Source organism: Cupriavidus nantongensis (assembly GCF_041726985.1).
In the GTDB taxonomy this organism is placed as follows: domain Bacteria; phylum Pseudomonadota; class Gammaproteobacteria; order Burkholderiales; family Burkholderiaceae; genus Cupriavidus; species Cupriavidus nantongensis_A.
Genome location: NZ_CP168302.1, coordinates 1,136,402 through 1,157,640 on the forward strand (window position 1 = coordinate 1,136,402; position 21,239 = coordinate 1,157,640).

The window sequence follows — 21,239 nt, forward strand, 5'->3', positions numbered from 1 at the left end:
CTGATCACCAGTTGAAGACGAGACAATAAAAATGGCAACGATCTCCTCCATCGGCATCGGCTCCAACCTGGACCTGAGCACCCTGCTGGACCAGCTGCAGAAGGCCGAGCAGGCACCGCTTGACGCCATCAACACGCAGGCCAAGAGCTACCAGACCAGGCTGTCCGCCTACAGCCAGGTACAGAGCGTGCTGGACGCCTACAAGGCCGCCGCCACGAAGCTGTCGAACGCCGCCACCTTCGGCGCGGTCAAGGCCTCGGTCGGCACGCCGGACGTGATGTCGGTGACCACCGCGGCCAATGCCGTGCCGGGCAACTACACCATCACCGTCAACACGCTGGCGACCGCGCAGTCTCTGGTCAGCGGCAACGTGGCCGACCAGAAGGCCGCGATCGGCGGCGGCGAGCTGGTGTTCGACTTCGGCGAGGCGCTGGCCACCGGCGGCGCCCCCACCAGCACCAAGAAGGTCACCATCGCGGCGGGCTCGTCGCTCGAAGGCATGCGGGATGCCATCAACAAGGCCGGTATCGGCGTGACCGCCAGCATCGTCAATGACGGCAGCGCCAGCCCGTATCGCCTGGTGCTGACCTCGGACAAGACCGGCACGCAGGCCACCATGCGCGTGTCGTCGACGGATGCGGCGCTGAACAACGTGGTCGCCTTCGACCCGGCCGCCGCGCCCGCCGCCAACAAGATGGAGCAGAAGGTACCGCCGGCCAACGCGACGCTGAAGATCAACGGCATCGACGTGGTCAGCCAGAGCAATGCGGTGGTGGACGCCGCGCAGGGCGTGACCATGAACCTGTCCAAGACCGGCACCACTTCGCTGGTGGTGACGCGCGACAACGACGCGATCAAGGCCTCGATCCAGGCCTTCGTCACCGCGTACAACAACATCCAGAGCACCGCCAAGTCGCTGACGGCATTCGATGCCAAGGCCGGCACGTCGGCGGCGCTGACCGGCGACGGCACGCTGCGTTCGATCCAGTCGAGCCTGCGCTCGATGCTGGGCGGCGCCATGGACGACGGCAACGGCGGCACCATCACGCTGATCGACGTCGGCATCACGTTCCAGAAAGACGGCACCATGAAGCTGGACGACGCCAAGCTGAGCAAGGCGATGAACGACAACCTGGGCCGGGTCACCTCGCTGTTCTCGAGCACCACCGGCGACGGCGGCATCGGCAAGCGCGCCTCCACCTATATCGAAGGCCTGAGCAAGACCGACGGCGCGCTCAAGGTGGCGCAGGACGGCATCACCAAGACGCTGAAGGACCTGGAGGACGACTATGACCGGGTCCAGGACCGCGTCACCGCCACCATCGACCGCTACAAGGCCCAGTTCACGCAGTTGGACCTGGTCGTGTCGCAGATGAACCGCACCAGCAGCTACCTGACGCAGCAGTTCAACGCGCTCAACAACAGCATCAAGAAGTAACCGCCGCATCCCACCGCCACGAGGAACCAGCCATGTTCGCCCGCGCATCCGCCAATGCCTACGCCCAGGTCGGCGTCCAGACCGGTGCCATGAGCGCCAGCCCGCACAAGCTGATCGCCATGCTGTATGACGGCGCGCGCGCCGCGATCGCGCGGGCCAGGTTCCACCTGGAAGGCGGCAACATCGCCGAGCGCGGCAATGCCATCTCCAAGGCCATCGACATCATCGACAACGGCCTGCGCGCGGTGCTCGACCACGACGCCGGCGGCGAGATCTCGGCCAACCTCGAAGCGCTGTACGAATACATGGTGCGCCGGCTGATGCTGGCCAACCTGCGCAGCGACGCAGCGCTGCTGAGCGAGGTCGACGCGCTGCTGGAGACCCTGGCCTCGGCCTGGGCGCAGATCGATGACACCGCCGCCGGGGCCGAGCGGCAACCCGCCTTACAGGACAACTGACATGGCCATCCCTCCAGTGTTTTCGCCGATCGTGGCCTGCTACGAGGACATCCTCGCGCTGTCCGCGCGCATGCATGAAGCCGCGCAGGGCGCCGACTGGGACACGGTCACCACGCTGCAGCAAGCCTACCTGGCCCAGGTAGAGCGCCTGCGCCAGCTCGACCACGACGCCCCGTTCTCCGATGCCGAGCGCATGCGGCGCTACCAGCTGCTGGACCGGATCCTGACCTACGACGCCCGCATCCGTGACCTGGCGCTGCCGCAGCTCAAGCGGCTCGGCGACATGCTGACCAGCTCGCGCCGGCAATTCGAACTGAGCGCCGCGTATGGCGTTACGACCGGCGCCACCACCTGAGGCGGCCTGAGCGCCGCTCCCTCTTTCCGGCAGGCCGCACCGCCTGCCGTCCCCTGATCCATGCGACCCGTATGACCGGCATCCACCTGCCGCCAGGCCTGGCACCCGGTCAGGCCCCGGACCCCCAGACCCTGCGCACTGCCATCGCCCTCGACCAGGTCGCGGCGTTGCAGCCGGTGGCCGAGGCGACCGAGTCGAACGTCCAGAACGCCACCGGACAGGCCGTCCGCCACAGCGCGCTCGCAAGCGGCCCCAATGCCATGGCTGGCCAGGGCGCCCTGCTGCCTGGCGCGTCGACGCAGGAATCCCTGAGCGCGGCGGCGCGCGCCATCCTGGCCGTGATGGACGGTGCCGAAGCCCAGCCGGTGCGCGGCAATGCGTCGCTGCTGCCGGCGGCACCCACGGCAGCGTCGGCGCAGGCCACCGCCGCGGCGCTGGCGAATGCGGTCGGCCAGAGCGGCCTGTTCTATGAATCGCACCTGGCCCAGTGGGTGTCCGGCGCGCGCGGGCTGGCCAGCCTGCGCCAGGAGCCGCAGGCGCAGGTTCCGGTGCCGGGCCGCCCAGCTGCCCCAGCCGGTGCAAGCCAGGGTGCCGCTGCCGCGCCGCCGTCGCTGCAGCTGGCCTATGCCGGCAGCGGCGCAGGGGCGGAGCCGGCGCGGCCATCCATGCCGCCGCTGCTGCCGGCCTCGCAGGTGCTGGCCGAAGCGCTGGCTTCAGCGGGCAATCCGCGCGTGGCGCACAGCCATGCGGCGGCCGAACAGGCGCTGCGGCAAGGCACCGCGACCACGGCGTTATACAGCCGCGACGCCGGCCCCGCCGCGCAGCGCCCTTCTGCCGCGACGCTGGCCACACAGGCCTATCAATCCACGGCGCAGGCGGGCGCGCGCTTCGCTGCGCTGGACGACCTCGCCAGCCAGGCGCCGCGCTTGTCCGATAGCGGCGCGCAGGCTTCGACAGATACCAGCCGGCAGTCGACGGCCGCCGGCCCGGCCATCCATCCCGCAACCGAAGGCGTGGTCCGCCAGCAACTGGAGTTGCTCGCCACGCAACAGTTCCGCTTTGCCGGCGAAGCCTGGCCCGGCGTGCCGATGGAATGGGAGCTGCTGCGCGCGGAGGCTGACGCCACGGCCACCCATGGCGAAGCCGCGCGGCCGTGGTCGAGCCGCCTGCGGCTGCAGCTGCCGAATCTGGGCGTGGTCGAAGCGGTGCTGACCCTCGGCCCTGGCGGTCTCGACGCCCGCGTGGCCACGCCCGAAACCGACGTCGCCGCGCGTTTCATCGCGGCGCGGCCGCAGCTGCGCAGCCAGCTCGAGGCGCATGGCATCGCGGTGCAGCGCCTGAGCGTGCAGACGCAGGACAGCCTGGCGCAAGGCGGGACGCAATGAGCGACGCAGCACACGAGCGCGGCGCAGCGATCGCGCTGTCGTACCAGCACAGCGACAAGGCGCCGCGCGTGGTCGCCAAGGGCTATGGCGTGGTCGCCGAAGCCATCATCGCCCGCGCGCGCGAGGCCGGCGTCTACGTCCACGACTCGCCGACGCTGGTGAACCTGCTGATGCAGGTCGACCTGGACAGCCACGTGCCGCCGCAGCTCTATGTGGCGGTGGCCGAACTGCTGGCATGGATCTACCAGCTGGAATCGGGCCTGGATCCCGGCGCGCCGGGCCCGGCCTGAGCGCCCGCCCCGACGGCAAAAGCCCCCGGCCGCTTGCGCGCGCCGGGGGCTTTCCGCTGCGGGCAAGGCGCTGGCCTTACACCGCCATATTCATCATCTCCTGATAAGCCGCCACCAGCCGGTTGCGCACCTGCACCCCGGTCTGGAACGACACGTTGGCCTTCTGCAGGTCGATCATCACGTCGTTGAGCGCCACGCCGGGCTTGCCCAGCTCGAACGCCTCGGCCTGGCCGTAGGCGCGCTCCTGCGCGGCGTTGATGCGGCCGAGCGAGCGCTGCAGCTCGCCGGCGAAGCCGCCGCCGACCGGCGCCGCGGCCTGCCCGGCGGAGTTGCCGGAGGCAACCTGGGACATCCCGCGCAGCTGCTGCAGCATGCCCTCGATGGAAGAGATAGTGGTCATGGGTCGTAATCGGCCGGAGGTCCGGCCCGGTTGGTCTTGGGGCGCGCCGTGGGCGCCGGTTGGCCGGTTCCCGGCCTGCCACAGGCCCGCGCCGGGCGGATCCGCAGCCAGTTTCAGCCCTCGCAGCGTACCTGCCGCCACCCTCGCCCGATGGACCGAAATCGGCCGGAAAACCCGGTCTATTCACCGGATTGTCGCGCTCAAGTCTGGCCGATCATTGCCACCGTGCCGGAAGAGCGCGGGCCGTGGTCCCGTGCGGGTGCCGGCAATCACCAGACAACCATCCATTCGGGAGTACGCGTGTTTTCTCTGCAGCGCAATGTGAGCAATGCGGTGAGCCGTGCCGTGAGCCGAGCCGACGACCAGGGCGGTAAGCATCGCCCGTGCCGTCGCGAGCGTCGCGGCGCCGGATCCGGAGCACGCGCATGACCGCGGCAGTGGCACTGCCCGGGCGTCCGGCCGAAATGCTGGAGCGCCTGAAGGCCAACCCGAAGCTGCCGCTGATGCTGGGCGGCGCGGCCCTGGCCGCCGCGATCGCGGTGGGCGTGCTGTGGTCGCGCGGCCCGGACTACAAGGTCCTGTACAGCAACCTGTCGGAGCGCGACGGCGGCGCGGTGCTGCAGTCACTGCAGCAGATGAACGTGCCGTACAAGTTCGCCGAAGGCGGCGGCGCCGTGATGGTGCCGGCCGAGAAGGTGCACGAGACGCGGCTGCGGCTGGCCTCGCAGGGGCTGCCCAAGAGCGGCACCGCCGGCATGGAGCTGATGGACAACCAGAAGTTCGGCATCAGCCAGTTTGCCGAGCAGGTCAACTACCAGCGCGGGCTGGAGGGCGAGCTGGCGCGCTCGATCGAATCGATCGCCGCGGTGCAGTCCGCGCGCGTGCACCTGGCCATCCCCAAGCCGACGCTGTTCGTGCGCGAGCGCCAGAAGCCGACCGCCTCGATCGTGCTGCAGTTGTATCCGGGCCGTGCCATCGACGAAGGCCAGGTCGCGGCGATCAGCCACCTGGTGTCGTCGAGCGTGCCGGAGCTGACGCCCAAGTCGATCTCGATCGTCGACCAGCACGGCAACCTGCTGTCGAACACCGGCAACGAGCGCATGCTCGACGCCACCCAGCTCAAGTACGTGCAGGCACTGGAGCAGAACTACCTGAAGCGCATCGAGGCGATCCTGACGCCGATCGTCGGCAAGGACAACGTGCGCGCGCAGGTCACCGCCGACGTCGATTTCTCCATCGTCGAGCACACCGACGAGAGCTACAAGCCGAACCAGGACCCGACCCGCTCGGCGATCCGCAGCCAGCAGACCAGCGAATCGACCCAGCAGGGCGCAACGCCGCCGGGCGGCGTGCCCGGGGCGCTGTCGAACCAGCCGCCCGCTGCCGCCGCCGCGCCGGTGACCACGCCGCAGACGCCGCGCGCGGGCCAGGCCCCGGGCCAGGCGGGTGCACCGGCTGCCGCGCAACCTGGCCAGCCCGGCCAGGCGGCGCAGGGCGCCACCACTACCGCATCCAGCGGCCCGAGCAGCAACCGCCGCGACTCCACCGTCAACTATGAGCTGGACCGCTCGGTGCGCCACGTGCAGCAGGCCCCGGGCGGCGTGCGCCGGCTGTCGGTGGCGGTGGTGGTCAACTACCGCCAGCAGGCCGATGCCAAGGGCAAGCTCGTCGCCGAACCGCTGCCGCCGGCGCTGCTGGCGCAGATCCAGAACCTGACCAAGGAAGCGATGGGGTTCTCGGCCGATCGCGGCGACTCGATCAACGTGGTCAACAGCCCCTTCACCGCCGAGCGCGAGAAGGCCGAGCCCGAACTGCCGCTGTGGAAGCAGCCCGACATGATTGCACTGGGCAAGACCCTGGCCGGCTACCTGCTGCTGGCACTGCTGGCGCTGTTCGTGTGGTTCAAGGTGGCGCGGCCGATCCTGCGCCGCTACACCACGCCGCCGTTGCCGGCGCCCGAGCCCAGGGACGAGACCGAGGCGGTGCTGCTGCCGCCGGAAGAGCCGGCCAATCCGGAAATCCTGCGGCTCGCCGCCAAGTATGAAAGCGATCTCGCGCTGGTGCGCGACGCCGCCCAGCGCGACCCCCGCCTGGTCGCCAGCGTGATCAAGAACTGGATTAGCAATGACAACCGCTAAGGGCATCTCTGAAACCGGCCTGCAGAAGAGCGCGGTGCTGATGATGGCGATCGGCGAGGATGCCGCGGCCGAGGTGTTCAAGCACCTGTCGCAGCGCGAGGTGCAGGAGCTGGGCTCGGCCATGGCCACGCTCAGCTCGGTCACCCGCGAGGAAATGGCCGAGGTGCTGGGCGAGTTCCGCGCCGAGACCGAGCAGTACCTGGCGCTGAACGTCGACTCCGGCGCGTTTATCCGCAGCGTGCTGAACAAGGCGCTGGGCGAGGAGCGCGCGCAGTCGGTGATCGAGGACATCCTGGAGTCGCGCGATCCGGGCGGCGGGATCGACTCGCTGAACTGGATGGACGCCACCGCCATCGCCGAGCTGATCCGCGACGAGCACCCGCAGATCATCGCCACCATCCTGATCCACCTGGACCGCCAGAAGTCGTCCGAGGTGCTGGGGCTGTTCACCGACCGCCTGCGCAACGACGTGATCCTGCGCATCGCCACCTTCGGCGGCGTGCAGCCGGGCGCGCTGCAAGAGCTGACCGACGTGCTGACCAAGCTGCTGGCGGGCCAGAGCCTGAAGCGCAGCCGCATGGGCGGCGTGCGCACCGCGGCCGAGATCATCAACCTGATGAGCACCGCGCACGAAGAGGCCGTGATCGACGGCGTGCGCCTGCACGACGGCGACCTGGCGCAGAAGATCATCGACGAGATGTTCCTGTTCGAGAACCTGCTCGAGGTCGACGACCGCGGCATCCAGCGCGTGCTCAAGGAAATCGCCACCGAATCGCTGATCGTCGCGCTCAAGGGCGCGCCGCAGGAGCTGCGCGACAAGTTCATCCGCAACATGTCCACCCGCGCCGGCGAGATGCTGCGCGAGGACCTGGACGCGCTGGGCCCGGTGCGCGTGTCGCAGGTCGAGGCCGAGCAGAAGGCCATCCTCCAGGTGGTAAGACGCCTGGCGGATGCGGGCGAAGTGCAGATCGGCGGAGGCGACGATGCCTATGTCTGAAGCAGACCCCGAGCGCGGAGGCGCGCGCCGCGGGTTGGGCGCGGATTCGTTCTCGTCCCTGGCCGGCCACGGCGCGGCCGCCGGTTCCGGCGGCTTTGCGCCGTTCGAGCCGCCGCGCCGCGCGCGTGGCGGCGGCGCCGGCTGGCAGCGCTGGCAGATGGGCTCGCTCGATCCCCGGCATGCCGAGCCGCTGGAGACGCTGGCCGCCATGCCGGCCGAACCGGCACCGCCGCCGATCGACTTCGCCGCACTTGACGCGATGCGCGAAGGCGCGCGCAAGGAAGGCTACGCCCAGGGCTACACCCAGGGCCAGACCCAGGGCTACGGCGACGGCCATCGCGAAGGCTATGCACGCGGCCTAGAAGCCGCCCGCAACGAGGCCGCGCAGCTGCAGGCGCTGGCCGGCAATTTCCGCGGCGCGCTGAGCAGCGTCGACGACGCGGTCGCGCACGCGCTGGTATCGCTGGCGCTGGACGTGGCGCGCCAGCTGGTGCGCACGACCCTGGCGCAGGACCCCGCGGCGCTGCTGCCCGCGGTGCGCGAGCTGCTGACCAGCGAACCGGCGCTGTCCGGATCGCCCAGCCTGCTGCTGCACCCCGATGACGTGGCGCTGGTCGAGACCCACCTGCACGGCGAACTCGCCGCCGCCGGCTGGACCGTGCGCGCCGATCCGTCGGTGGCGCGCGGCGGCTGCGTCGCCAGCGCCGCCAGCGGCGAGCGCGACGCCACGCTGCCCACGCGCTGGACCCGCGTGGTGCGGGCGCTGGGTCGCGACGACCCGTGGGAGCCGCCGCATGCCTGATACCACGCCGGACACCCACGCCGCCGCGCCCGTGCCGGACGCCGCGCAAGCCCACACGCAACGCTGGATCGGCGCGCTCAACGGCGCCGCGGCCGGCATCGCCGGCCTCGACAGCAAGCGCAGCTGCGGCCGCCTGACGCGCGCCGCCGGGCTGGTGCTGGAAGCCGTGGGCCTGCGCCTGCCGGTGGGCAGCGATTGCCTGATCGAGCTGCCCGCCGGGCAGTTCACCACCGACAGCAACGCCCCGCGCACCGCCGAAGCCGAAGTGGTCGGCTTTGGCGCCGACCGCCTGTACCTGATGCCGCAGTCCGACGTGGTCGGGCTGCTGCCGGGCGCGCGTGTCTACCCGCTGGAGCCGTCGCCGCTGCCGGCCGGCACCACCGCGCCGCGCGAGCCCGGCTCGAAGCGCCTGCCGGTCGGCGCGGGACTGCTGGGCCGCGTGCTGGATGCGGCGGGCCGCCCGCTGGACGGGCTCGGCCCGATCGCGGCGGCGATGGAAGTGCCGCTGGCCGGCGAACAGATCAATCCGCTGATGCGGGCTCCAATCGAAACCGTGCTCGACACCGGCGTGCGTGCCATCAACGGCATGCTGACCGTCGGCCGCGGCCAGCGCATGGGCCTGTTCGCAGGCTCCGGCGTGGGCAAGAGCGTGCTGCTGGGCATGATGGCGCGCTACACCAGCGCCGACGTGATCGTGGTCGGCCTGATCGGCGAACGCGGCCGCGAGGTGAAGGAATTCATCGAGAACATCCTGGGGCCGGAGGGTCGCCGCCGCTCGGTGGTGGTGGCCGCGCCGGCCGACTGCTCGCCGCTGCTGCGCATGCAGGGCGCCGCCTATGCCACGCGGCTGGCCGAGTATTTCCGCGACCAGGGCCAGCACGTGCTGCTGATCATGGATTCGCTGACGCGCTACGCCATGGCCCAGCGCGAGATTGCGCTGGCGATCGGCGAGCCGCCCGCCACCAAGGGCTATCCGCCGTCGGTCTTCGCCAAGCTGCCGACGCTGGTCGAGCGCACCGGCAACGGCCCCGAGGGCGGCGGCTCGATCACCGCGTTCTACACCGTGCTAACCGAAGGCGACGACCAGCAGGACCCGATCGCCGATTCCGCGCGCGCCATCCTCGACGGCCATATCGTGCTGTCGCGCAGCCTGGCCGAAGCCGGCCACTATCCGGCCATCGACGTCGAGGCCTCGATCAGCCGCGCCATGACCGCGCTGGTCCCGCACGAGCAGTTCGGCTCGGTGCGCCGCTTCAAGCAGCTGATGTCGCGCTACCAGCGCAACCGCGACCTGATCAGCGTGGGCGCCTACGTGCCGGGCAACGACCCGGAACTGGACCTGGCGATCCAGCTGCATCCGCGCATGGAAGCCTTCCTGCAGCAGGACATCCACGAGCGCGCCGGCTACGCCGACGCCATCGCCGCGCTGCACAGCCTCTTCGACAGGAGTGAACATGCTCAAGCATTCACCGCTCAACACGCTGGCTGACCTGGCCCAGACCGATACCGACGCCGCCGCGCGCGAGCTCGGCCGGCTGCAGGGCCTGCGCACGCAGGCGGAGCTGCAGCTCAACCAGCTCACGCAATACCGTCAGGAGTACCGCGAGCGCATGCAGGTGGTGGCGGCGCAGGGCATGACCTCCAGCCGCTGGCAGGATTTCTCGCGCTTCCTCGATTCGCTGGACCAGGCCATCCGCCAGCAGGGCGCGGCCCTGGCCAAGGCCGAGGCCGACCTGCTGGCCGGCCGCAACCGGTGGCAGCACCAGAAGCGCCGCCTGAACTCATTCGACACGCTGATCGCACGCGCGGAGGCGAAGCAGGAACAGTTAGCCGCGCGCCGCGAGCAGCGCGCCAACGACGAATACGCCGCCCGCCTGGTCCGCACCGCGGCCAGCCGCCTGAGCGAAGCCTGAACGATGCCCGGGCGGCAACAATCCACCGGGCCACACCGTAGCGAATCCCCATGATCGATATCAGCCAGATTGTCAGCAGCGCCGCCAACGCGGTGGAAGGCGCCCGGCGCGCCAGCGCCGCCAACGCGGTGGAAGGCGCCCGGCGCGCCAGCGCCGACGCCGCCACCAGCGGCTTCCGCGACGCGCTCTCGCAGGCCCGCGACAGCCACAAGGCCGCTGCGCCGGCGCCCGCCGCCAGGGAGACGGCCGCGCGCGACCAGCCCGCGGCGCGGCCGGCTGCAGCACAGGCCGACGCCGGCAAGCCGCAATACACCGCCGCCACCGGCAAGAAGGCCGCTGCCGGCGAGAAGGATCAGGACCAGGAAGACACCGCGGCAGCAACGCCGACCGATGCAGCCGCCGCGGCAGCCGCATTGGCGCTGATGCTTCCCGCCGCCGCGCCAGCAAACCCCGCGACCGTGCCCGCCGGCGCCGCGGGCGCCGCGGTCGCCGGCATGGCCGACACCGGCAGTGCCGCGGCCTTGCAGGCCGCGCTCGGCAACACCGTGCCGAACGCCACCGCGCAAACCCAGGTCGATCCCGGCACCACGGCAGGTCCTGCTGAGGGCACCGCATTGCCCGACCCGTTGCAAACGGTCACCGCCGAATCGCGGCCGGCGCAGCCTTCGGTCGCCGACACGCTGGCCACCATCGCCTCGCAGCGCGCAGCAATGCAGCCCGGCGCCAGCGCCGATGCGAAAGCCGGCACCACACCGGCCGTTGCGAGCGACGCATTGGCGCTCCGTCAAGCGGGCCTGCCAGGCCAGGACACTGGTGGCTCCGCGGGCGGATCGGGGCATCGGCCCGACAGCGGCCTGGGCCAGCATCGCGCCGATCCGCTCGCGGCCAATCCTGCCGCGCCGGATGGCCGCCCCGCCGCCGGCCAGTTCGCGGCCGCGCAAGCTGCCGCGCGCGCCGGCGAGACCGCCGCGATCACTCCCGACAGCACTCCTGCCGTGGCCGCCACACTGGCCGGACAACCCACTCCGGCCGCTGCCGCCGCTGCCGCCAGCCGGCCCGTGGTCGCCCCGCCGCTGTACGACAGCCAGTGGCCGCAGGCCCTGGGCCAGCAAATGATCCGCCTGGGCACGCAAGGCCAGCAAAGCGCCGAACTGCAGCTGAACCCGCCTGACCTGGGGCCGCTGAAGGTGGTGCTCAACGTGGTCAACGACCAGGCCCAGGCGCAATTCGTCTCGCCCCACCAGGCCGTGCGCGCCGCCGTCGAAGCCGCGCTGCCGCACCTGCGCACCGCGCTGTCGGAAAACGGCATCCAGCTGGGCCACACCTCGGTGGGCGCCGATGGCTTTGCCAACCAGGCCGGCAATGGCAACGGCAACGGGCAGCAACAGCAGGCGCCGGGGCATGGGCGCGGACAGGCTGGCTTTGGGGGCACTGCGGTAGCGACGGCAGAGCCGGGGCCGGCGGGCAGCGCAATGGGCCGGCCTGCGCGTGTGCTGGCACAAGGGGAGATTGATACGTTCGCGTAAGGGCGCGCTGCCGGTTTGCTCCCCTCGCCCGCTTGCGGGAGAGGGGCCGGGGGAGAGGGCCGGCGCTGGCAATTCGTTGATGCTCCGGCCCTCTCCCCGACCCTCTCCCGCAAGCGGGAGAGGGAGTACACCGACGCGGTGCACGACCGCGGGCACGCCTCTCGAAATATTGAGCTTCGCTGCTGGAATAGGTAAGCATTATTGATTACCATACAAGCCTCCGTTGACGTGGGAGGAATTCCAATATGCTGCGTTTTCCCGCCAACATCGTCCCCGACGGCGATGGCTTTGCGGTCTCGTTTCCCGATATCCCGGAAGCCCTGACCAGCGGCGCCACGATCGAGCAGGCCCACGAGATGGCCGCCGATGCGCTTGCCACGGCCATGGAGTTCTATTTCGAAGATGGCCGTCCGGTGCCGCTGCCGTCGAAGGCGGCACGCGGCCAGCATCTGGTCGAGCTGCCGGCAAGCATGTCGGCAAAGGTGCTGCTGCTCAACGAGATGATCGCGCAGGGGGTCACGCAGGCGGAGTTGGCACGCCGCCTGCATACCCGCAAGCAGGAAGTCCAGCGCATCGTCGACCTCGATCATGCGACCAAGATCGACACGATCGAGGCCGCGTTCCGGGCGCTTGGAAAGCGGCTGGAACTGAAGGTCGCCTGAACCCGACGGGCCACAGCAGCACCCTCCCACCATGACGTTCGACCTGTTCGACGACCTGCCAGAAGACAGCGCCGCCACCCCCATCATCGAACCCCTCGCCGACGGCGCCGTCGTGCTGCGCGGCGCGGCGCGGGCCAGTGCCGAAGCCCTGCTCGCCGATGTGCAAACCATCCTGGCCCTGGCCCCCTGGCGGCACATGGTCACCCCGGGCGGGCTGAAGATGTCGGTGGCGATGACCAACTGCGGCGCATGCGGCTGGGTTTCCGACGCGCGCGGCTATCGCTATGACCCGGTCGATCCACTGAGCGGACAAGCGTGGCCCGACATGCCGGCGAGTTTCCGCGAGCTGGCCGCCGGCGCGGCGGCGCAGGCGGGTTTTGCCGGCTTTGCGCCGGATGCCTGCCTGATCAACCGCTATGTGCCGGGCACCCGCCTGTCGCTGCACCAGGACCGCGACGAGCGCGATTTCACCGCGCCCATCGTCTCGGTGTCGCTGGGGCTGCCGGCGGTGTTCCTGTTCGGCGGCATGCGCCGTACCGACAAGCCGCAGCGCGTACGGCTGGCGCATGGCGACGTGGTGGTGTGGGGCGGGCCGTCGCGGCTGGCGTTCCACGGCGTGGCGCCGCTGGCCGATGGCGATCATCCGCTGCTGGGGCCGCTGCGGATCAACCTGACGTTCCGCAAGGCGCGATAGGCGCCTGCCTGGGCCTTGGCACTTTGGCGGGGGTTTTCTACAGTCAATGGACTGTCCCGAACGCCACCGTGCAAAGGTCCTTCCCATGCATCTCGACGGCTCCTGCCATTGCGGCGCGGTTCACTTCTCGCTCGAGTCCGATTCGCCCTGCCCTTACATGCATTGCCATTGCTCGATCTGCCGCAAGACGGCGGGCGGTGGCGGCTATGCCATCAACATCGGCGGCGATGCCGCCACGCTGCGCGTGCGCGGGCGCAAGCACCTGGGCGTCTACCATGCCGTGCTGCGCGAGCCCGGCAAGCGCGCGCGGCGCTCGCCGGCGCAGCGGCACTTCTGCGTGAAGTGCGGCAGTGCGCTGTGGCTGTGGGACCCGCGCTGGCCCGAGATGCTGTATCCCCATGCCTCGGCCATCGACACGCCGCTGCCGCGCCCGCCGGAGGTGGTGGAGGCCTCGCTGGACTCCGTCGCGCCGTGGGTCGACGTGCCGCGCGGCAAGGGCCATGTGCGCTGCGACACATGGCCGGAGGAATCTCTGGCCGACTGGCACAAGCGGCACGGCCTGCTGTCGCGCTGAATGGCGGGCAGGCGCGACAGGAACGGTTTCGTTCCAGCCGCGCGCACGCCGCCGACGTCGCTCAGGCGGGCAGGAAGCCTTCCACGGTCAGGTAGCGCTCGCCGGTGTCGTAGTTGAAGCCCAGCACGCGCGCGTTGGCCGGCAGTTCCGGCAGCTTCTGCGCGATCGCCGCCAGCGTGGCGCCCGACGAGATCCCGACCAGGATGCCTTCCTCGCGCGCGCAGCGGCGCGCCATCTCGCGCGCGGGCTCGGCGTCGACCTGGATCACGCCGTCGAGCAGCGCGGTGTCGAGGTTCTTCGGGATAAAGCCTGCGCCGATGCCCTGGATCGGATGCGGCGCCGGCGCGCCGCCGGAGATCACCGGCGAGGCCACCGGCTCGACCCCGAACACCTTCAGCTGCGGCCATTTTTCCTTCAGCACCCGAGCGCAACCTGTCAGGTGCCCGCCGGTGCCGACGCCGGTGATCAGCGCGTCGAGCCCCTCGGGGAAATCGTTCAGGATTTCCTGCGCGGTGGTGCGCGCATGCACCTCGGCGTTGGCCGGGTTCTCGAACTGCTGCGGCATCCACGCGCCCGGGGTGGCGGCGACCAGTTCCTCGGCGCGCGCGATCGCGCCCTTCATGCCCTTCTCGCGCGGGGTCAGGTCGAAGGTGGCGCCATAGGCCAGCATCAGGCGGCGGCGCTCGACCGACATGCTGTCGGGCATCACCAGCACCAGCTTGTAGCCCTTGACCGCGGCCACCATGGCCAGGCCGATGCCGGTGTTGCCCGAGGTGGGCTCGATGATGGTGCCGCCGGGCTTGAGCACGCCGCGGCGTTCGGCGTCTTCCACCATCGCCAGCGCGATGCGGTCCTTGATCGAAGCCCCGGGGTTGCTGCGTTCGGACTTGATCCAGACCTCGTGGCTATTGCCGAACAGCCGGTTGATGCGGATATGCGGGGTATTGCCGATCGTCTGCAGGATGTTCTGGACCTTCATCGTGTTCTCCGTGGCGGTTGCGATGCGGCGGCCATGGCGGGCCGCGCAATGCAGGATCGAATGACCCGCCGATTTTAGTGCAAAGCGCCGGCGCAGCCGCTCGCGTATGATTGAGGCCGCCGCGCCTTGCCCCCGCTTTCTTCCGAATCCGGCCTCAAATCCCCGCATTGCCCCCTTGCACCGATGCCTGACCACCTGCTGCTGTCCTCCCTGCTGATCTTCGGACTTGGTGGTTTGCTCGGCGCGGTGGGCGGGCTGTTCGGCATCGGCGGCGGGCTGATCGCGATTCCGGCGCTGGGGCTGCTGTTCGGCATGGACCAGCAGCTGGCGCAGGGCACCGCGCTGGTGATGATCGCGCCCAACGTGCTGATCGGCTTCTGGCAATACCGCAAGCGGGCCGACATTGCGCTGCGCACGGCGGTCGTGCTCGGGCTGTCCGCGGTGCTGGCGACCTGGCTCGCGGCGCGCGCGGCCACCGCGATGGACGCGCAGCTGCTGCGGCGAGTCTTTGCGCTGTTCATGATCGGCATGGCGCTGTACTTCCTGTGGCGGCTGCTGCCGGGTCGCGCGGTGACGGCGCCACGGGCGCGCGTCTCAGCGCGCTGGATTCCGCTGGTGGGCGTGGTCGGCGGCCTGTTCTCCGGCTTCTTCAGCGTGGGCGGCGGCGTGGTCGCCGCGCCGGCGCTGGTCGGCCTGTTCGGGCTGCGCCAGGCCGCCGCGCAAGGCCTGGCGCTGGCGCTGGTGACGCCCGGCGCGGTGGTGGCGCTGGCTACCTATGCCCATGCCGGCCAGGTCGACTGGACCAGCGGCATTCCGCTGTCGCTGGGCGGCATGCTGACCATCTCGTGGGGCGTGGCGCTGGCGCACCGCATGCCCGAGCGCCGCCTGCGGGCATTGTTTGCGGTGTGCCTGATCGCCACCGCGGTGGTGATGCTGGTGCGCGGCTGAATCCAGCGAATCCTGCAAACCCGCGCGCGCCGCTTTTACTTGCGCAGCACCAGGCAGAAGTTGTTCGCCGGCATCGGCACCGGCTCGTCGCAGCGCAGGCCCTGCGCCGCGCCCAGCGCGATCACGGCCTCCATGTCGCGCACGCCCCAGTCGGGGTCGGTCGCGCGCAGCTGCGCATCGAAGGCCGCGTTGCTGGGCGCGGTATGCGCGCCGCCACGGCGATAGGGGCCATACAGGAACAACACGCCACCGGGCCCCAGCAGCTTGCCGGCGCCCGCGAACAGCGCCTCGGCCGCGGCCCACGGGGCGATATGGATCATGTTGATGCAGACCACCGCAGCCGCGGCGTCGATGCCCCACGGCTGCTGGCAGACATCCAGCGCCAGCGGCGCACGCACATTGGCCAGGCCCGCGTGCGCGGTCCAGGCCGCGATCGACGCGCGCGCGGCGGCGTCCGGATCGCTGGGCTGCCAGGTGATGCCGGGCAGCGCCGCGGCAAAGTGCACGGCGTGCTGGCCGGTGCCGCTGGCGATTTCCAGCACCGTGCCGCTGGCAGGCAGTACCTGGCGCAGCACGGCGAGGATGGGCTCGCGGTTGCGCTCGGTGGCAGGCGCCATGCGGCGCGCGTCGGGATCGTGGGTCGGGCCGGTCATAGTGGCATGTGCTGGCGGTGGGGGACAGGCCTAGCGTAGCAGAATTGGCGCGCGGACCCGCCGCGGCGCCACTACGCTACGCTGCCAACCCGCCGCTCAGCCCGGCGCGCACGGGAACGCCTGCGCCACCGACGGCCGCAGCGCCGCCGTGGTCTGGTTTTCCTCGCCGCTCGCCAGCGTGTTGTCGGTGAACTTGCAGCCGTAGGCCGGGCTGGCTACGGTGGCGGCGTCCAGCACCTCGTCGCCGGCCGGCTTCACGCCGTTCTGCTCCCAGTTGACCATGTCGTCAAAGGCCCGGGCCTGTTCGGCCACGGTGAAGTCGCAATGGCTGACGCCGCGGATGGCGCGCTGCACCAGCCATTGCGCTGTGCCGTTGGCATCGGCGCGGCGCTTGTAGATCTGCTCCATGCTGAACGGCACGTACATGTCGCCCAGCGTATGCAGCGTCACCACCGGCACGCCGATGCGCGCATTGGTCTTGGGGATCCAGCGCAGGCCATCGCTGCGCGCGCGGTTGGCCTCGGCGCTCCCGGTCACGCGGAAGATGCCCGCGTTGAACGACTGCTCCGCCACCGACTGCGCCGGGTCGTTGTCGAACTGGAAGGTGATGCCGGTGGTGTTGACCACGTTCTGCGTCAGGATGCCGTTGACCGAGCCGTCCTGGCCGAAAGTGCTCCACACCGCGTCCTGCAGCCCCTGCGCGCCCGGGCCGCCGAAGCCCCAGTCGAACAGCGGCCGCTGCCCGCCGGTCAGGTTGCGCACGATCGCCTTGAGAGTGTCGCCCTGCGCCGTGGTCTGGCCGGGGTAGGTGGTGAACAGCGCCGCGCGCACCGCCGGCGCGATCTGCGCCCAGTTGGCCGCCGGCCACGCCGTCACCGGATAGCCGGCCAGCTGCTGCGCGGCGGTCTGGTAGGCGCCGAAGTAGTTGAACAGCTCGGTATCGCCCAGCACGCCGCACATCGGCACCGCACCGTGGTAGCGCACCTTGTGGTTGGCGGCCTGGATGTTCTCTTCATCGACCGCCGCGGCCGAGATATGGCCGCCCATCGAATGGCCGACGATGTAGAGGCGCGCCGGTGCCGCCAGCGTGCGCCCGTTCTGCGCGGCAATGCGCGTAAAGGCCAGCGCCAGCGCATTGGTGTCTTCCAGGCCGGCGCGCACGTCATAGTAGTTCTTCGCGTAGCTCGATGCGGCCCAGGCATAGCCGTTGGCCAGCAGGTGCCGGCGGATGCTGGGGATCGTCACCGACAGGGCCGCGCCGGTGCCCGCATAGCCGTGCGCGTACATCACCAGCCGGCCGTTCCAGTTCTTCGGCACTTCGATGCGGTAGCCCGCGCCATCCTGCACGCCCCACCAGCGGTCCGCGTCGGGCGCGCCGGCCAGCGCCACGAACGGCAGCGTAGCGGCATCCATGGTGAAGGTGCGGTCGTCCTGCGGGCGCTTTTCCTCGGCCTGTGGCGGCGGAGTCTGCGCCGGCTCGTCGTCATCGCCGCCGCAGCCGTACAGCAGCGTGGCGGCGAGGCACAGCATCGCGGCTTTCCCGACAGCTCGTTTCATGCCTGGTCTCCTTGTTATGCGGTTCTTGTTGTCCTGGCGGATGGCGCGCCGGCGGCGAGGTGCCGTGGCGGGCGCCCCAACCACTGTAGGACACGGTGGCGCAAGCCGCATGGAGGCGATCCTCGACTCGCTGGGGCCGTTGCAACGGATGCGGGTTAGCCCCGGCTCGCCTGAACCGGTGCCGCGTGTTAGCGGACCACGCGGGCGGATGAGCGCCGGCCGCGCCCCAAATGCAAACGGCGGGCCGAAGCCCGCCGTTGTCATGGCCGCACGTCGCCGCGCGTCAGGCCTTCGCCAGCCTGACGCCGGTCGGGTCGCCGGTCAGGTAGCCGACCGCCGCGCCGAAACGGTCCTTGTAGTTGGCGCGCACCAGCGGATCGAGCTGCGCCTTGACCTTGTCGTGCAGCGGGGACTCCCAGTCGCCGACATGCTGGAAGTTGCTCATCACGTAGGTCCAGCCGTTGATCTCGTCCACCGCATGCAGGCCGGTGGACTCGGCGCCGGCCGGGCATGACAGCACGCGGCTGAGCACCTTGGTGTCGACGTGGTACGCCCACAGGAAGTTGTTGACGTGGGTGTTGCTGTCCTCGCCAACGAACAGCGTGCGCAGCTTTTCCGAAAACTTCAGGTTGTCCGGCGTGGCCACCTTGTCGGGGTTGGCGAAGTTGCCCAGCGCATCCTGCTGCTTCATCTTGCCGCCGCCCAGGTCTTCGCTGACCAGCGCCGGCACCGCGGCCATGTCGACCGGCACCCATTCGCTCGCCATCGCCGTGCCGCTCTTGTCGGCCTGCCCGCCCTTCAGGTTCAGTTCATAGACCGCGCCGGAGTACGGGCCTTCCACCTGGATATCGCCGGCATTGGCGGCGTTGCCCGCCAGCATGCTCGACTCGATGCGCGACATCGCCGAATAGGCCTTCTTGTCCTGGATGTTGACGGTGGTGCCTTCCATCTTGGTAAAGCCCAGGCTGCCGCCGACCAGCGCGGCATAGCGGTGCGTCTCCAGGAAGGCCGCGGCCTTTTCCATGCCGGGCACCAGCTTCACCCAGTTGGGCTTGCCGTTGTAAATGATGCGGGTGTAGCTGGCATCGGCCGGGTCGGCGGTCTTGACGTCCATGATGTCGGCCAGCCGGATGCCGCCGTCGACCAGCGCGCGGATCTCGGCGCTGGTGGCGTGGCCCAGCCGGATCCACGACAGCGTGGCGCTGCCCGGGCCGGTGCCCGAGGTCTGGTGCCATTTGGCCACGTACAGCGTGCCGGCGGACAGGTCGCGCGCCTGGTCGGCGATAAACAGGAACAGGCCGCCATTGGTGGCATCGTCGCCCATCAGCACGGTGCGCTCGTCCGGCATGACCTGCACCAGCTCGTGAGAAATGCGGCCCAGGCAGTAGTGTTTCTTGATGGTGCCGGTACCGTCCGGGTGCACCGTGACTTCCGGCAGGTGGCCGTAGTTGTAGGCGTTAGCGCGGGCCGGGTCGCCGTACAGGTTGCGGCTGTAGCCCTGCAGCTGCGTGACCGCGTTGGCATCCATCAGGTCGGTCTCGTATTCCTCGCTCGACAGGTGCGTGTTCCACGGCGACAGGCTGGCGCCGCAGGTGATCCACAGGCCGTTGACGCCCGAGGTGTCGACGTTGTGGTACCTGACCGGGGTCAGCTTGCCGGTGGCCGGGTCCTGGTCCAGCGTCAGCACCGCGATCGGCGACGGCAGCAGCCCGTACATGCTGGCATTGCCCTGGTTGCGCGTGGTGTATTCGAACTGCACCACCGCGAACACGGTGTTGCCCTTGACGCCCGGCACGTTCGGGTTGGCCAGTGTCAGCAGCGAGCTGCCGTCCGGTGCATCGGAGAAGAACTGGCGCTCCTTGCCGGGCACCGAGGTATCGATGATCGGCTGGTTGTTGATGTCGTAGTAGCCGCCCGCCACGACGGTGCCGCCCTTGCCGTCGGGCAGCGTGTCGCCGGTGACGAAGAAGGGCTGGTAGGCCAGCTTGTAGGTCTGGCTGCTGCCGTCGCTGAAGGACACCTTGAGGCTGGAGCCGACCGTGGTGGTCGCCATGGCCTCGGGCGTGGCCAGCGTCGGCGCGCTCATCGGCACGAACTCGGCGGTGGTGAAGGTGGCGGCCGGGCCGGGAGCGGGTGCGGGGGCCGGCACGAGCGCGGCGTCATCGCCGCCGCCGCAGCCTGCCAGCAGGCTGGTGGAGGCGAAGCCGAGCGGCAACATGGGCGCGCCGGCCAATAGCTTCAGGGCCTTGCGGCGGCCAGCATTGGGTTGTTCAAGCATGTTTTCGATCCGGGGAAAGGAAAGGGATGGTTTCACTACGTGTTTGCGCCAGTCCCGGGGGGCGGGACCAGGCACCTGTTGCACAGGCGGGCGGCGGGCGTCATCGCGCACGTCCGGGGCGGATCGTAGGCGCCGTTTGTGACACCAAGTTGACGATGCAACACAATGCGTTGGCGGCGTCGGGCCAGCCCGGTCCGCTGCGGTACACTGCCGCCTTGCTTCCGCGGCCCGGCCGGCGCGGATTTCCGTACCAGTTCCGCGCCGCTTGCCCGTGCCCACCTACACGCTAGCCACCCCCGTCCACGCCGAGATCGAGATCCGCAAGAGCCGCTTCCTGGCGCTGGCGCTGCCGGTTGCCGACCGCGACGCCGCCATGGCCGCGCTGCAGGCGCTCCGTGCCGAGCATCCCGCGGCCACCCACGTGTGCTGGGCGCTGCTTGCCGGTGGCGCCTCGGGCATGTCCGACGATGGCGAGCCTTCCGGCACCGCCGGCCGGCCGATCCTGGAAGTGCTGCGCCACCACGACCTCGACGGCGTGCTGGCAGCGGTGGTGCGCTATTACGGTGGCGTCAAGCTGGGAGCCGGCGGGTTGGTGCGCGCTTACACCGATGCCATCGCCGCGGCCCTGAAATCCGCCGAACGGGTCGAGCGCATCGCGTACGGCACGCTGGCTGTCGCGGTCGACTATGCCGACGAGCCGCGCGTGCGCCGCTGGCTGGACTACGAGGCGCCCGCCGGCTGCACGCTGGCCGAGACCGGCTACGGCGCACTCGCCACGCTGGTGCTGCGCATGCCCGCGACCCAGCTCGACGCCGCGCGCGACGCAGTGCGGGACGCCACCCACGGCCGCGCGCAGTTTCCGCAGGCGGAGGACGACAGCCATGGCTGACGTGGAGCCTTCGGACGAAAGCGCCGAATTCACCGCACAGGTGCTGCCGGGCCTTGCCCGCTTCCCCGCGCCGGCGGGGCTGAGCCTGCTGGAGGCAGCCTTGCTGGAAGGCGTGGCGCTGCCCAATTCGTGCCGCAACGGCACCTGCCGCGCCTGCGCCAGCCGGCTGCACGCAGGGACGATCCGCTATCGGATCGAATGGCCGGGGCTGAGTCCGGACGAGAAGGACGAGGGGCTGATATTGCCCTGCGTGGCTTGTCCGGAGAGTGATGTGGTGTTTGAGCCGGTCAGTCTCGGCTAGCT

Annotated in this window: 22 protein-coding genes; 17 read left to right on the top strand and 5 right to left on the bottom strand. The window is 70.2% G+C overall.

Annotated elements, in window-relative coordinates; translation table 11 throughout:
• Nucleotides 1-31 precede the first annotated feature (31 nt).
• The 5 genes from fliD (at nt 32) to ACEI37_RS04830 (ending at nt 3,926) form a co-directional block, all read left to right on the top strand.
• Complete coding sequence (fliD, locus tag ACEI37_RS04810; protein ID WP_373377585.1) at nt 32-1,438, top strand: flagellar filament capping protein FliD; 1,407 nt, start codon at nt 32-34, stop codon at nt 1,436-1,438.
• Between the two features lie 32 nt (nt 1,439-1,470).
• Nucleotides 1,471-1,896 carry a flagellar export chaperone FliS gene (gene fliS, locus ACEI37_RS04815; RefSeq protein ID WP_373377586.1) on the top strand — a complete coding sequence of 142 codons (426 nt, stop codon included), beginning with the start codon at nt 1,471-1,473 and terminating at the stop codon, nt 1,894-1,896.
• Between the two features lies 1 nt (nt 1,897).
• Entirely contained in the window at nt 1,898-2,251 is a 354-nt protein-coding gene (locus ACEI37_RS04820; RefSeq protein WP_373377587.1) for a flagellar protein FliT, read from the top strand.
• A gap of 71 nt (nt 2,252-2,322) precedes the next feature.
• Nucleotides 2,323-3,636 (top strand): flagellar hook-length control protein FliK, encoded by a 1,314-nt coding sequence (locus ACEI37_RS04825; RefSeq protein WP_373377588.1) that lies wholly within the window; start codon nt 2,323-2,325, stop codon nt 3,634-3,636.
• Complete coding sequence (locus ACEI37_RS04830) at nt 3,633-3,926, top strand: EscU/YscU/HrcU family type III secretion system export apparatus switch protein (RefSeq protein WP_373377589.1); 294 nt, start codon at nt 3,633-3,635, stop codon at nt 3,924-3,926. The genes ACEI37_RS04825 and ACEI37_RS04830 overlap by 4 nt, the downstream gene beginning before the upstream one ends.
• A 76-nt stretch (nt 3,927-4,002) precedes the next feature.
• Here ACEI37_RS04830 and fliE read toward each other — a convergent pair whose 3' ends face one another.
• The gene (fliE, locus tag ACEI37_RS04835; protein ID WP_265920074.1) at nt 4,003-4,326 is read right to left on the bottom strand and encodes a flagellar hook-basal body complex protein FliE; all 324 of its coding nucleotides are present in this window, start codon (nt 4,324-4,326) and stop codon (nt 4,003-4,005) included.
• A gap of 425 nt (nt 4,327-4,751) precedes the next feature.
• On the opposite strand from fliE, the gene fliF reads away from it, so the two are divergent.
• The 9 genes from fliF to ACEI37_RS04880 all read left to right on the top strand — a co-directional run bounded on the left by fliF (nt 4,752) and on the right by ACEI37_RS04880 (nt 13,632).
• Entirely contained in the window at nt 4,752-6,464 is a 1,713-nt protein-coding gene (fliF, locus tag ACEI37_RS04840; protein WP_373377590.1) for a flagellar basal-body MS-ring/collar protein FliF, read from the top strand.
• A complete protein-coding gene (fliG, locus tag ACEI37_RS04845; RefSeq protein WP_373377591.1) occupies nt 6,451-7,461 on the top strand; it encodes a flagellar motor switch protein FliG in 1,011 nt (336 codons plus the stop codon). The genes fliF and fliG overlap by 14 nt, the downstream gene beginning before the upstream one ends.
• Complete coding sequence (fliH, locus tag ACEI37_RS04850) at nt 7,448-8,263, top strand: flagellar assembly protein FliH (protein ID WP_373377592.1); 816 nt, start codon at nt 7,448-7,450, stop codon at nt 8,261-8,263. Before fliG ends, fliH begins: the two co-directional genes overlap by 14 nt.
• Nucleotides 8,256-9,752 carry a flagellar protein export ATPase FliI gene (fliI, locus tag ACEI37_RS04855; RefSeq protein ID WP_373377593.1) on the top strand — a complete coding sequence of 499 codons (1,497 nt, stop codon included), beginning with the start codon at nt 8,256-8,258 and terminating at the stop codon, nt 9,750-9,752. Before fliH ends, fliI begins: the two co-directional genes overlap by 8 nt.
• Nucleotides 9,718-10,176, top strand: a complete 459-nt coding sequence (gene fliJ, locus ACEI37_RS04860) for a flagellar export protein FliJ (RefSeq protein ID WP_373377594.1) — start codon at nt 9,718-9,720, stop codon at nt 10,174-10,176. Before fliI ends, fliJ begins: the two co-directional genes overlap by 35 nt.
• 50 nt (nt 10,177-10,226) lie before the next feature.
• On the top strand, nt 10,227-11,702 hold the full coding sequence (locus tag ACEI37_RS04865) for a flagellar hook-length control protein FliK (protein WP_373377595.1): 1,476 nt from the start codon (nt 10,227-10,229) through the stop codon (nt 11,700-11,702).
• A 245-nt stretch (nt 11,703-11,947) separates the two neighbouring features.
• Nucleotides 11,948-12,364, top strand: coding sequence for a type II toxin-antitoxin system HicB family antitoxin (locus tag ACEI37_RS04870; RefSeq protein ID WP_373377596.1), 417 nt, complete (start codon nt 11,948-11,950; stop codon nt 12,362-12,364).
• 31 nt (nt 12,365-12,395) lie between these two features.
• Nucleotides 12,396-13,058: a DNA oxidative demethylase AlkB gene (alkB, locus tag ACEI37_RS04875; protein WP_373377597.1), complete on the top strand. Its 663-nt coding sequence runs from the start codon at nt 12,396-12,398 to the stop codon at nt 13,056-13,058.
• 85 nt (nt 13,059-13,143) lie between these two features.
• Nucleotides 13,144-13,632 (top strand): GFA family protein, encoded by a 489-nt coding sequence (locus ACEI37_RS04880; RefSeq protein ID WP_062803763.1) that lies wholly within the window; start codon nt 13,144-13,146, stop codon nt 13,630-13,632.
• Nucleotides 13,633-13,693: 61 nt separating this feature from the next.
• On the opposite strand, the gene cysK is transcribed toward ACEI37_RS04880, so the two are convergent.
• On the bottom strand, nt 13,694-14,611 hold the full coding sequence (gene cysK, locus ACEI37_RS04885) for a cysteine synthase A (RefSeq protein WP_373377598.1): 918 nt from the start codon (nt 14,609-14,611) through the stop codon (nt 13,694-13,696).
• A 183-nt stretch (nt 14,612-14,794) separates the two neighbouring features.
• Between cysK and ACEI37_RS04890 the strand changes: the two genes are divergently transcribed.
• Nucleotides 14,795-15,559, top strand: coding sequence for a sulfite exporter TauE/SafE family protein (locus ACEI37_RS04890; RefSeq protein WP_373377599.1), 765 nt, complete (start codon nt 14,795-14,797; stop codon nt 15,557-15,559).
• Nucleotides 15,560-15,594: 35 nt separating this feature from the next.
• On the opposite strand, the gene ACEI37_RS04895 is transcribed toward ACEI37_RS04890, so the two are convergent.
• The 3 genes from ACEI37_RS04895 to ACEI37_RS04905 form a co-directional block, all read right to left on the bottom strand.
• The gene (locus tag ACEI37_RS04895) at nt 15,595-16,212 is read right to left on the bottom strand and encodes a DUF938 domain-containing protein (RefSeq protein WP_115681941.1); all 618 of its coding nucleotides are present in this window, start codon (nt 16,210-16,212) and stop codon (nt 15,595-15,597) included.
• A 96-nt stretch (nt 16,213-16,308) separates the two neighbouring features.
• Nucleotides 16,309-17,769, bottom strand: a complete 1,461-nt coding sequence (locus ACEI37_RS04900) for an alpha/beta hydrolase family protein (protein ID WP_373377600.1) — start codon at nt 17,767-17,769, stop codon at nt 16,309-16,311.
• Nucleotides 17,770-18,052: 283 nt separating this feature from the next.
• Nucleotides 18,053-20,047 carry a PhoX family phosphatase gene (locus tag ACEI37_RS04905; RefSeq protein WP_373377601.1) on the bottom strand — a complete coding sequence of 665 codons (1,995 nt, stop codon included), beginning with the start codon at nt 20,045-20,047 and terminating at the stop codon, nt 18,053-18,055.
• A gap of 271 nt (nt 20,048-20,318) precedes the next feature.
• Between ACEI37_RS04905 and ACEI37_RS04910 the strand changes: the two genes are divergently transcribed.
• Nucleotides 20,319-20,936: a YigZ family protein gene (locus ACEI37_RS04910; protein WP_373377602.1), complete on the top strand. Its 618-nt coding sequence runs from the start codon at nt 20,319-20,321 to the stop codon at nt 20,934-20,936.
• Nucleotides 20,929-21,237 carry a 2Fe-2S iron-sulfur cluster-binding protein gene (locus ACEI37_RS04915; RefSeq protein WP_373377603.1) on the top strand — a complete coding sequence of 103 codons (309 nt, stop codon included), beginning with the start codon at nt 20,929-20,931 and terminating at the stop codon, nt 21,235-21,237. Before ACEI37_RS04910 ends, ACEI37_RS04915 begins: the two co-directional genes overlap by 8 nt.
• The last annotated feature ends 2 nt before the right edge of the window (nt 21,238-21,239 follow it).